The sequence below is a fragment of the Paenibacillus camerounensis genome (assembly GCF_000723885.1).
Taxonomy (GTDB): domain Bacteria; phylum Bacillota; class Bacilli; order Paenibacillales; family Paenibacillaceae; genus Paenibacillus_AQ; species Paenibacillus_AQ camerounensis.
On record NZ_CCDG010000110.1, the window covers coordinates 15,796 to 28,435 of the forward strand.

The following is a 12,640-nucleotide window of genomic DNA, read 5'->3' on the forward strand; positions in this document are numbered from 1 at the left end:
TCTTGCAAGGGCGGCAGCTCTGTAGTTTATTTCAGTTCCTGATGTCCAAGAACAAATCTTACATGGAAGAGTGGAACGTACGGTTGATAACATCCAGCTGTTGTTCGCGGGTCAGCTTGATGAAGTTAACAGCATAGCCGGATACACGAACTGTCAGCTGCGGGTAGTTCTCAGGGTGATCCATAGCGTCGATCAGCTGCTCACGGTTAAATACGTTAACGTTCAAATGCTGCGCGCTATTGTGGAAGTATCCGTCCATCATGAATACCAGGTTGGACTTACGGGATTCTTCGTCTTTACCCAGCGCCTTAGGCACGATGGAGAACGTATTGGAGATACCGTCCTGTGCATCGGAGTAAGGCAGTTTAGCAACAGAGTTCAGGGATGCAAGTGCACCCTTCTTGTCGCGTCCGTGCATTGGGTTAGCACCTGGTGCGAATGGCTCGCCTTTTTTACGTCCGTCTGGAGTAGTACCAGTCTTCTTACCGTAAACAACGTTCGAAGTGATTGTCAGTACGGATTGAGTCGGAACTGCATCACGATACGTTTTGTTTTTGCGGATCATGGTCATGAAGGTTTCAACCAGTTCAACTGCAATGCTGTCAACAGCATCGTCGTTGTTACCGTAGCAAGGGAATTCACCTTCAGTTTCGAAGTCGATTGCAATGCCTTGTTCGTTGCGGATCGGTTTAACCTTAGCGTATTTAATTGCGCTCAGGGAGTCAGCAGCAACGGACAGACCAGCGATACCGCAAGCCATTGTACGCAGAATGTCGCGGTCATGCAGCGCCATTTCGATGCGTTCGTAGGAGTATTTGTCATGCATGTAGTGGATGATGTTCAGGGTGTTAACGTAAGTCTTAGCCAGCCACTCCATCATTGGTTTGAAGCGTTTCATCACTTCGTTGTAATCGAGATACTCGGAAGTAATTGCAGGGAATTCAGGCCCTACCTGCACACCGGATTTCTCATCCACACCGCCGTTGATTGCATACAGCAGGGCTTTTGCAAGGTTAGCGCGGGCTCCGAAGAACTGCATTTGCTTACCGATGCGCATTGGGGATACGCAGCAGGCAATCGCGTAATCATCACCCCAGTATGGACGCATTACATCATCGTTCTCATATTGGATCGCGCTGGTTTCGATGGATACCTTGGCACAGAATTTCTTAAAGCCTTCAGGCAGCTTCTCGGACCAGAGAACAGTCAGGTTCGGTTCCGGTGCAGGTCCCAGATTGTACAGGGTGTGCAGGAAGCGGAAGCTGTTCTTGGTTACGCGGGTAGTTCCATCTTCAGCCATACCACCGATGGATTCTGTTACCCAGGTAGGGTCACCGGAGAACAGTTCGTTATAGTCAGGCGTACGCAGGAATTTCACGATACGCAGTTTCATTACAAAGTGGTCAACAATTTCTTGTGCTTGCTCTTCTGTAAGAGTACCTTCTTCAAAATCACGTTGTGCGTAGATATCAAGGAAGGAGGATACACGTCCCAGGGACATTGCCGCACCGTTCTGCTCTTTAACTGCTGCCAGGTAACCGAAGTATACCCATTGAGTAGCTTCTTTGAAGGAGTTAGCCGGTTTGGAAATATCAAGACCGTGAGCGGCAGCCATTTCTTTCAGTTCGGCCAGAGCGCGGATCTGCTCGGACAGCTCTTCACGCAGACGGATTACATCTTCAGTCATGGAATCAACTTCAAGCTCAGTCAATTGCTGTTTCTTGTCTTTAATCAGGAATTCAATACCGTACAGAGCAACGCGGCGGTAGTCGCCGATAATGCGTCCGCGGCCGTATGCATCAGGAAGACCTGTGATAACGCCGGATTTACGCACTGCTCTCATATCTGGAGTATATGCATCAAATACGCCTTGGTTATGCGTTTTGCGGATATTCGTGAACATTTCGACAATGTTATTCGGAAGCTCGAAGCCATAAGCCTTAGTAGCATCAATCATCATCTTGATACCGCCGAACGGCTGGATGGAACGTCTGAAAGGAGCATCAGTCTGCACGCCTACGATTTGTTCCTTGTCCTTGTCGATATAACCTGGGTTGTGGGAAGTAATAGTGGAGACAGTATCCAGGGAAACATCCCATACGCCGCCTCTTTCTCTTTCTTCCTTGCTCAGCTGGGAAATGATCTTCCACAGTTCAGTGGTGTTACTTGTAGGACCTACGAGGAAATCTTCATTTCCTTCATAAGGCTTGATGTTTGTTGTAATGAAGTTGTTAACGTCAACTTTCTTGGCCCATTTACCTTTTGTAAAACTTCTCCAACCCGACTTTACCTCTTGTACATCTTTTTCAATCACCGACATGCTAAATCCCTCCATTTATATATTTATTATATTTGTAGAGATCGCGGGCTTGAAGGTTGATCCCGTGTCTCGTGATCCCAAGAATATGGTTGTTATAAAATTCACAATCACACTTTCATATCTCGGGTTCGTTGTTTATATAAACATTTTAGTTTATTTTCTGAAAAAGGACTGTGACAAATATCACCTTTCCGGTGATATTTGTCACTACCATCTAGCCCCATATTATCCTTTAACCATATTATTCGCCACTCAACACCTAATTAGACGTCAAATCTTCCGTAGAAGGCATTGCGGTATACATCAGCCAGCTCACTTACCAGCGGCAGCTTAGGGTTAGCTGTTGTACATTGGTCTTCAAATGCACGGTCAGCCAGGTAATCTACACGGGATTCGAAATCCTTAGGATCAAAGCCAAGGGCAGAGAAGGATTCTTCGATGCCAAGCTTCTTGTTCATGTCGCGGATCGCGTTGATCAGGCTTGTTACGCCCTCTTCAGTAGTACGGGCCGGCAATCCCAGAATGCGGGCGATTTCGGCATAACGCTCGTCAGCTACAAAGTGCGAATATTTAGGGAACGAAGCGAACTTCGTAGGCTTCTTGGCATTGTAACGGATAACGTGCGGCATCAGGATCGCATTGGTGCGGCCGTGTGCGGTGTGGTACTGTCCGCCCCATTTGTGCGCCAAGCTGTGGTTGATGCCCAGGAATGCGTTAGCGAACGCCATACCTGCAAGTGTCGATGCGTTGTGCATTTTCTCGCGGGCAACCTTATCTGCCTGCAATGCGGATTTCTCCAGATACTGGAACACCAGCTGAATCGCTTTGATTGCCAGTCCGTCGGAGTAGTCGCTTGCCATTACAGATACATAAGCTTCAATAGCGTGAGTCAGTACGTCCATACCTGTATCAGCAACTGCAGTTCTTGGCAGGCTGTATACAAACTCCGGATCGATGATCGCAACGTCTGGAGTCAGCTCATAATCAGCCAGCGGATACTTGGTGTTGTTGCCTGTTGTCTTGTCAGTGATAACCGCGAACGAAGTTACTTCCGAACCTGTACCCGAAGTTGTTGGAATCGCAACAAATTTAGCTTTGTTACCCAGCTTAGGGAATTTGTAGACACGTTTGCGGATATCCATGAATTTCTGTTTCAGGCCGTTAAAGTCAGCATCCGGATGTTCATAGAATAGCCACATGCCTTTGGCAGCATCCATTGGGGAACCGCCGCCCAGCGCGATGATGCAGTCCGGCTGGAATCTGTTCATCATTGCTGTACCTTTTTCAACGGTAGTTGTCGATGGATCCGGTTCAACTTCCGAGAACACTTCAATCGCAACAGGAGTCTGGCGCTGACGCAGATAGTGCTCAACTCTTTCCACATAGCCCAGCTTAACCATCATAGGGTCAGTAATGATTGCTACTCGTGTAATGTCAGGCATTTTAGCCAGGTACTGGGTGGATCCTTTTTCGAAGTAGATTTTGTCAGGTACTTTAAACCATTGCATATTCACGGTACGACGGTTCACCCTTTTCACGTTGATCAGATTGATGGCAGTAACGTTTTGCGACACCGAGTTGCGGCCGTATGATCCGCAGCCCAGAGTGAGCGAAGGGATATTAGTATTGTAGATGTCCCCGATGGCGCCGTGTGTCGAAGGCGAATTCACCAGAATACGTCCTGTCTGCAGGCGGTGGGAGAACTTCATGATAACTTCTTCATTATTGGAGTGGATGGCCGAGCTATGGCCCATGCCGCCGAATTCAACGATTTCTGCAGCGCGTTCGATACCCTGGTCAGCATTTTTAACTTTGTAGCAAGCCAGAACCGGGCTCAGCTTCTCAGCGGACAGCGGATATTTAGTGCCTACGCCTTCGATTTCTGCTACCAGAATCTTAGTGCCGGCCGGAACCTGAATTCCGCACATTTCAGCGATTTTCACAGCAGATTGGCCTACGATTGCCGGATTAACAGCACACTTCTCTACGTTCATTGCACCGTTAGTCAGCTTGGCAGCTTCATCTTTGTTGACGAAGTAGCAGCCGTTCGCGATCATCTTTTTCTTCACTTGGTCGAAAATGGCTTCTTCAATAATAACAGCCTGCTCGGAAGCGCAAATCATACCGTTATCGAATGTTTTGGAAAGGATAATATCCGTTACAGCCTGGTCAATGTCAGCACTCTTCTCAATGAAGGCAGGTACGTTACCAGGGCCTACGCCGAGAGCCGGCTTGCCGCAGCTGTAAGCTGCTTTAACCATTGCGGATCCGCCTGTTGCCAGAATCAGTGCAACGTCAGGGTTGTTCATCAGTGCATTTGTTTTATCCATGGTAGGAAGCTCAATCCATTGGATGAAGTTCTCAGGAGCACCGGCTTTTACGCCTGCATCATGAAGAATTTTGGCTGCTGCGGCGCTGCACTCTTGCGCTGAAGGGTGGAAACCGAATATAATAGGGTTACGTGTCTTAGCGGAAATCAGAGCTTTAAACATCGTGGTGGATGTTGGGTTGGTTACCGGTGTGATACCCATTACAATTCCGACTGGTTCAGCGATCTTTTGGAAATTATCGTAGGCGTTATCCTCAATAACACCTACGGTTTTGTCATACTTAATTCCGTGCCAGATATATTCAGTTGAGAAGATGTTCTTCGTAATTTTGTCTTCGTATACTCCGCGGCCTGTTTCTTCGACAGCCAGTTTCGCCAAGTACATATGTTTGTCGAGACCTGCCAATGCCATTGCATGAACGATTGTGTTAACCTGCTCCTGATCCAGTTCCATGAACGCATCCAGGGCTTTCTTTGCTTTATCCACCAAAGTCTGAATATATTCTTCAGCGGTGGTTTGTTTCACTTGGGCGGCGACTTCGTTCTTAACTGCCATCTCCCTCGTCCTCCTGTCAATTTTTAGGTTGTTTTTCTCTACACATTTATCTTATCACATCATCTCCGTCTTGTATAGTGAATTCTTTCACAAAGTATAAAGTTTTTTTGATTTGTTTTCAAAGCGCTTACATTTGATCATATTCAGGACTATTACCCACTTTTTATGTATCTTCCTTGGTTATATTTAACTGATGAGGCTTTTCATACCCGGGCTGCAGTACTTTCACATGCTTTGGTCGCTCATGCTTTGTCACATTTTGTCCTGATTGGCATTACGAAGAAAAAGACCGGCCGTCCTCCAGAGTCAGAGGCATTGCCGGTCTTTTGTCTGCACTAACCCGCTATCTGTCTGCTACTCAACTGTAATAGTATCGAAGAATTGCTCCTGTACCGTTTTGGCTGCAGCATCAAGCTGGGCTTTGGAGTCCGTTCCTTTTTTGGAGAACAGCTCCTGAATCACGTTCGACATCGTAGCATAGTAGTCCTGGGTGTTATACTGCGCTTCAGGTTTTCCGTCGAGCAGAGCCATAATCTCCGGATTGTATTGATATACAATGTCTGAGTATTTGTCGTAAACAGCTTTGGTTTTCTTGCCGAACTCAGAATCAGCAGCATAGTAGTCCAGAAGCGGCGGGATAAAATATTTGCCGTCTGCCTTGCGCTGCTGCAGAATCGCATCAAGCGCCTCAAGGCCCTTATCTGAGAAATAATCGAATGTGATATAACGGAACGCCATTTCCTGCTCATCCTTGGAGGCGTTCGGATTGATTACGAGATAATCCCCGCCGAGTACACCGGTGTGCTTGCCGCCCTTTTCAGCTGCAGGCATCGGATAGGTCAGTACATCCGCCGGCTTAAGTCCGCCCTGGTTCAGCGCCTGCTCGATTACACCGTCAGAGCCGGCCATAACCATCGCTGTACGTCCCTGCTGGAATGCGCCGACCGCATCGCCCCAGCCGAGTGCCCAGTCCTGCGGAATGGCTTCCGCTTCCCATCTTAGCTTTTTATAGAAATCCAGTGCCTTGACACCGGCTTCAGAATTGAAGGTCGCAACAACCTTGCCGCCCTCTATGTTCTGGATCTCTCCGCCTGCTTCGAACAGGAAGTTAGTCCAGTTCCAGCCGGCCTCATTGCCTTTACCCATAGGTGCAATTCCGGAGATGCCTTTCTTGGCATCGGCTACACCTTTGGCGGTGTTCAGCATGTCATCCCAGGTCCAGTCCATCGGCGGAACGGCTACGCCTTTATCATCCAGCATTTTTTTGTTGATCATGGTGGTGGTAACATAGCCCTTTTGGGTTACACCGTACATTTTGCCGTCAATCAGGAACTGGTTCTGCAGCACCGGATTGATCTGCTCTTTATACTCATAAGCATTCCACAGCTCGGTGATGTCAGCCGCCCAGCCTTTTTCCACCAGAAATTTGGCTTCTGTCGCATATGTGTTGAAGAAGGTCGGCGCCTCATTGGCCGCCATCTTGATGCCGATCTCGCTGACACTGTACTGCCAGTCGTCCTTGATGATCTCAACATTCGGATATTCAGTCTGGAACCGTTTGATCCGGTCGTCTTCCTGTGCGCGCATTTCGGTCAGGTCGGGCGTCGGGTAGTGAATCTTGATCGTTACTTTTCTCTGGGTGATATCGTCCGCAGGCGCATCTGTCGCTGCAGTGCCGTTATCCGCAGCTGTAGCCGCCGGCGCCGGAGTCGCTTCCCCTCCTGTGTTCCCCTGGGCATTTCCGTTGCTGTTATTGTTGCCGCCGCAGGCGGATAACAACGAACCGGCCACAAGGAGACCTGCTAATACGCTGGAAAATTTACGCATTGAAACTCCCCTTTTCAATTCATGATTAGCTTACAGATTCATCTTAAAAGAGAAACCGTTTACAAACGAGGTGTATTTATATTGCTTTCATGTGCAGGTTTACGATGGTATGTTTTCCTATGATAGAGAGGCCAGCGTGCCGCCTTAGCCTTTTACCGCCGACAAGGCCACGCCGCGCATAATAAACTTCTGGAAGATCAGGAACACAAGAATCGGCGGCAGCGACACGAGAAAGAGAATGGCAAACTTGATGTTCGTATTGAGCGCCTTGACGCTGATTACATATTTGTAGATCGCGGTCGCCAGCGTATATTTTTCCTCGGAATGCATGACCAGTGACGGCCAGAACCAGTCGTTCCAGGCAGTGGAGAAAATAAAGATCGCCAGCGTGGCAAAAATCGGCACTGACAGCGGCACTGCGATCACAAAAAAGCTTCTCGGCTCCGACGCCCCGTCGATCCGCGCCGCTTCAAAGATCTCCGGATGTATCCCGTCGAAGAAATTTTTCAGCAGCAGAAAATAAAACGTGTTCGCTCCTGCAGGCAGCCAGAAAGCCGCATACTGGTTAAGCAGGCCCAGCTCCTTCAGATTGACGAAGTTCGGAATCATATAGCTCGTCGCCGGAATGAACAGTGTCATCAGAAAAAAGAAGTAGAACGCCTTGCGGTAAGGCACGTTCATCCGCGAAATGCTGAATGAGGCCATCCCCAGTACGACAAGCGTCATAACCATGTTGCCGGCAAAAATATAAATCGTGTTCTTGAGATACTTGAGCAGATCAATATAATTCACCGCATCCTTCAAATTGCCGAAATGCCATTCCTGCGGGAAAAAATGCGGCGGAAACGAATTGACCTCGACATTCGATTTCAGCCCGTTGAACATGGTCATCAGAATCGGATACATCATCGTGAACACCATTACCGCAATGCACAGCACCATAATACCGTAGACAACCTTATTGCTTGTCTTTTTCAGATCATGTTCAGACAGAATGCCTCTCTCCACGCTCTTCATCCTAGTTATCCTCCTTATTCAGCCTGAACTGTACAATGCCCAAACCGCCAAGAACGATAAACATCAGCATGCCAAGCGCCGTTGCCGTGCCGTAATCCAGTCTGGTAAAAGCATACTTTACAATCAGCAGCGCATACGTCAGCGTCGTCTTGTTCGGCCCGCCGTCCAGCAGCGCAAGCTGGGACTGATAGCCCTGAGAGGTCGCGATGATCTGCAGAATCAGCATCAGGATGATCAGGTTGCGCAGCGACGGCAGCGTAATGTGGCGGATCCGCGCCCATACTCCGGCTCCGTCAATCTCCGCCGCTTCATACCAGTCACGCGGAATGCTCAGCACAGCCGCCAGATATATAAGCATCCCCGAGCCGAACTGCTGCCATGTCTCCATAAAGACAAGTGAGAGCATCGACCACCTGCTATCCGTCAGGAACGGGATCTGATCTGCCCCCATCGAACCGAGCAGCGCATTTACCGGGCCCACCGGGTCATACAGCCAACGCCACAGACCATATAGGACAACCGCCGGCATGACATAAGGCAGATAAGCCGCCACCCGGACGAAGCCGCCGAACTTCCGCAGCTCAGAGATCGCAATGGCGAAGGCAATTGGTACCCAGAAGCCGACAACCAGACAGAGCAGCATGTAGTATAGTGTGTTTTGGATCGCAATCAGCACATCGGGATCTGTCAGTGCCCGCGCATAATTTTCAAATCCGGCGAAGCTGTTTCCCTTAACAAAGTCCACCGTATAGAAGCTGTACAAAAAGCCTTTAAAAATAGGCACCCACATAAACATGATGAAAATAACAATAGCGGGGACGAGGAACATATAGCCCCAAAAATTCTTTTTCCAGCGGTTCTGCTTATAAGGCTTGTTCTCAAGCTTTGCCGGCAGTTTGTCGTGAAGTGCAGCGGTCTGATTCATCTGGCTCCCTCTTTCCTTTTGTCTTCTAGCACTTTGACAAAGTGCTTCCTACCTTAATTGTAGGAAAGGCGGGGGACGCTGCACATGTGTATATCTACCGAAGTCATGAGCGTTCTTACTTCTTCAGCTCGCTCGGGCTGATGCCGTAGTATTTTTTGAAAATCTTGCTGAAATGCTCCGGCGACTCGTACCCGACCCGTTCAGCAATTTCGTAGCGGCGCAGATCGGTATGCACAATCAGCTCCCGGCTCTCCTCCATCCGCAGCTTGATTACATATTCCCACAGGTTGTGGCCTGTATTTTTTTTGAACAGATAGCTCAGATAATTGGGGCTTACGTGATTTTTTTTGGCTACCTCATGTATCGTTAAGCCCTTCTGGGCGTAATTTCCATCAATATACTCCTTCGCCTTCTGGACGATCAGGTTGCTGCGTGTGTGCAGCTCCTCGGCGGAGGGTTCACCTGCACCCGTATAGCTGTTCCAGTTAAAGTCCCCGTAATAGAATACGTAGTGGTCGTTGTGCTCCTTATTCCAGAGGATGGCCCGTGACGCCTGGCGGTTCAGCACCTCCATGAACGGCAATCCTTTGAGAATCTGGCTGATTCCGATGACCGCGTTCAAATGCAGAAATTTGTGGATGTTAAAATGAAGGCTGCGGCCCAGCACATCCAGCCTGCTGACCTGATTCCCTCCTGCTTCCTCGTAGCTTTTTTCATCCCACTGGATGATTACGGTAATCTCCTCCTCCGGCGAGTAAAAGGCTGTCGAGTCCCACTCCTGATCCAGCAGCTCTTTCGCGATGTTAAGCGCACCGTAGCGCAGCAGCCTCCGGTCACGCAGACTGTAAGGAGCCCCGCTGTCTGCGCCCGGAAGCGGCAGCTTAATCTTGAGCACAGCAAAGTAAGGGCCCTGCAGCTTCAGCTCATCCAGCTTACGCATGGGCTCTTCGCCGCCCATCACGGCAGCAGAATCAGTAAGCAGGCTGTTCAGCACCTCGCTGTAGGCCGGCAGAGGCTCTTCGAGCCGGAAGCTCTCGCCGGCTCCCGCCATGAAGCCGGCGAGCTCGGGCGAGGGCCGGTCTAATTTGAGCAGTACATTCCGTACAGAATCCAGAAACTGCTCGCTGTTCAGCGGCTTAATCAGATAATCCTTTGCCCCCAGCCTGACAGCCATTTGAGCATACTGGAATGTTTCATGAGCGGAGATTACGATAGTCTGCACCCACGGCTTCGCCAGCTTGGCATGCTGCATCAGCTCGATGCCGCTCATCGCCCCCATCTGGATGTCGGTGACAAGCAGATCGACCTCCTCCATCCGGATGCAGTCCAGTGCCTCAAAGCCGCTGCCCGCCGTATAAATATGGCCGATATCCAGTCCGGAGGAAGCAAGCAGGCTGCTTAGGCCTTTGCAGATAAGCGGTTCATCGTCCACAACCAGAATATTGAACATTTACGGATTCCCCCTTCTATTGTTGAACCTCTGTTTTGGGCAGCAGGACAGCCGCAGCCGTTCCCCCGCCTGCACGCGGTCCATAGGTAATGCCGTAATCCGGGCCAAAATGCAGCTGCACACGCTGGTTAATATTGCGGATGCCGTAACCGCTCTGCGGATTCGGGCTTTCATCATTCAACACACGGTTGATGGCCTCATAATCCGCCTGCTTATAGCCGTTGTCTTCAATTATAATCAGCACCCTATCCTCTATAGCAAAGGCAGTGATGATAATCTCCCCGTCCTCCTCCATATTTTTGACCCCGTGGATAATGGCGTTTTCGATCAGGGGCTGGAGGGTGATTTTGGGAATCAGATTACTTTTGGTTTCGGGTGCGATGTTCCATGTGACAGTGAACACATAATCGTAGCGGTGCTGCTGCAGCTTGATGTAGGCGCCGGCATGCTCCAGCTCCTCCTCCAGCGTAATCAGCTCCCGTCCGCGGCTCAGGCTGATCTTCATCAGCTTGGACAGCTCCTTAATCATTTCTGCGGATTCCACATTGCCTTCCAGCGAGCTTTTCCAATAAATACTCTCCAGGGTGTTATACAGAAGATGCGGGTTGATCTGCTGATACAGCAGCTGCAGCTGGGACTCCTTCTGCTTCAGCTCCATCTGGTATTTGTACATAATCAGGCCGTTCAGCCTGCGCGCCATATCATAGGTTGATGAGATCAGCACGCTAACTTCATCATTGCTGCCCCGCTTCGGCGTTTCCGGTACCCGGTTGCCCGGCTCATACTTCCGCACAAAAAAAGCCAGCTTTTGCAGCGGTGTCATCAGCGAACGCCAAAAATACGTAATAATAATCAGGCCGAAAAGGGCGTAGGCCACGGTTATGTATTGAATGACCCGTTTCATCTCGTTCTGCTGCTGAAGCAGCGCTTTTACCGGAACCTTGTAGACGAGCTTCTGTCCTAGCATGTGGTTATTGTTCACTACATAGATGAAGTCGTCGGTAATCACGTCCACGGTTCCTTCCGGATCTCCTATTTCCGCACCATCCGGCAGTTCAATGATCTCCCCCGTTGAATCTGTGCTGGAGGCGAGCACCCTGTTATTCATATCAGTCAGATAAATTTCTCCGTCCGGCAATGAAATCGACTTCAGCGATTCACCGATCTTGGCTTCCATTTTGGTGACCACCAGCACGCCGATCGTTCCCGCACCGAGATAAATGTTGTTTACCGCCCGCACATACGTAAGCGTCTTCAGATCCTCAGCCTGCGGACTTAGCCGGTCCATGAACATCAGGTAACCCCGGCCCTTCTGCTCCACCGCCTGTCTGAACCAGTACGGCTCTTCTTCCTTCGTAAAAAAATAAACGCCCGCCTTCTTCACCTGCGGAAAATTGGGGGCGAAAAAATAATAATTGTTCGGATCGTAGACATACAGCGAGTAATAAATGGCATCTCCGCGCTCTACACCCTGCGAGTAGCTGCCCAGCAGCTTTTCTATCGTCTCGTAACGCTCCACCCGCTCCATTATAGGATCAAGCCCGCTCATATTCAGCTGCTGCAGAAAAGGGTTCTGAATCACTGTCGACGTTATTTTGTTAACGGTATCGATGTCACGGTTGATAATGGCGAAATTCTGCTTGTTCAGCTCCACATAAGCGTTGGTGACATGGCGCTTCAGCACCTGCTCAGCTTTGTAGTTACCATAATTATTGAGAACCAGAATGGGAGTAAGCATAATGACGAACAGCAGAATCAGCTGCTGCTTGACGTTCAGCCGGACAATCGGCTTAAAAAGTGCGGACAACACCCCGGAACCACCTCCAGTTTCAATAATATAACAAATGAAGAAGCGCTTACATATGTTTATTTTAATGTTGTTTAGGTGGGATTGTATGCAATTTTCGCGTCCGGCAGACGCATCCGAGGCTGTGGGTGATATTACGCGGAGCGTTTGGGCTTCTGGCTGCTGTTGTATCCAGATTTCATGATTTATACCGCTTGCGGTTAAAATCCGGAGACAAAGGCGGACGCTAACGCTCCTCCAGCTCCAAACCTCCACTCCGCTGCTCCATTCCCTTTTTAGAGAGAACGCAAAACGCAAAAGATTGCATACGGGGTGTCGGCCAGGGGGAGGAAACGGACACTCTTGTTGCTGCTGCGCGGAGTGTTTGGGCTTCCGGCTGCTGTTGGTGCTGTTGGTGCTGTTGGTGCTG

7 protein-coding genes are annotated in these 12,640 nt (G+C 49.6%); all 7 read right to left on the reverse strand.

Annotated elements, in window-relative coordinates:
• Positions 1–58 precede the first annotated feature (58 nt).
• The 7 genes from pflB to BN3772_RS29300 all read right to left on the reverse strand — a co-directional run bounded on the left by pflB (position 59) and on the right by BN3772_RS29300 (position 12,231).
• On the reverse strand, positions 59–2,320 hold the full coding sequence (gene pflB / locus BN3772_RS29270) for a formate C-acetyltransferase (RefSeq protein ID WP_042204138.1): 2,262 nt from the start codon (positions 2,318–2,320) through the stop codon (positions 59–61).
• 263 nt (positions 2,321–2,583) lie between these two features.
• Positions 2,584–5,205 carry a bifunctional acetaldehyde-CoA/alcohol dehydrogenase gene (adhE, locus tag BN3772_RS29275; protein WP_042204141.1) on the reverse strand — a complete coding sequence of 874 codons (2,622 nt, stop codon included), beginning with the start codon at positions 5,203–5,205 and terminating at the stop codon, positions 2,584–2,586.
• 354 nt (positions 5,206–5,559) lie between these two features.
• Positions 5,560–7,032, reverse strand: coding sequence for an ABC transporter substrate-binding protein (locus tag BN3772_RS29280; protein WP_042204143.1), 1,473 nt, complete (start codon positions 7,030–7,032; stop codon positions 5,560–5,562).
• A 144-nt stretch (positions 7,033–7,176) separates the two neighbouring features.
• Positions 7,177–8,049 (reverse strand): carbohydrate ABC transporter permease, encoded by an 873-nt coding sequence (locus BN3772_RS29285; protein WP_042204145.1) that lies wholly within the window; start codon positions 8,047–8,049, stop codon positions 7,177–7,179.
• A 1-nt stretch (position 8,050) separates the two neighbouring features.
• Positions 8,051–8,974, reverse strand: coding sequence for a carbohydrate ABC transporter permease (locus BN3772_RS29290; RefSeq protein WP_042204147.1), 924 nt, complete (start codon positions 8,972–8,974; stop codon positions 8,051–8,053).
• Between the two features lie 115 nt (positions 8,975–9,089).
• Positions 9,090–10,424, reverse strand: a complete 1,335-nt coding sequence (locus tag BN3772_RS29295) for a response regulator (protein ID WP_042204149.1) — start codon at positions 10,422–10,424, stop codon at positions 9,090–9,092.
• A gap of 16 nt (positions 10,425–10,440) precedes the next feature.
• On the reverse strand, positions 10,441–12,231 hold the full coding sequence (locus tag BN3772_RS29300) for a cache domain-containing sensor histidine kinase (protein WP_042204151.1): 1,791 nt from the start codon (positions 12,229–12,231) through the stop codon (positions 10,441–10,443).
• Between the last annotated feature and the right edge of the window lie 409 nt (positions 12,232–12,640).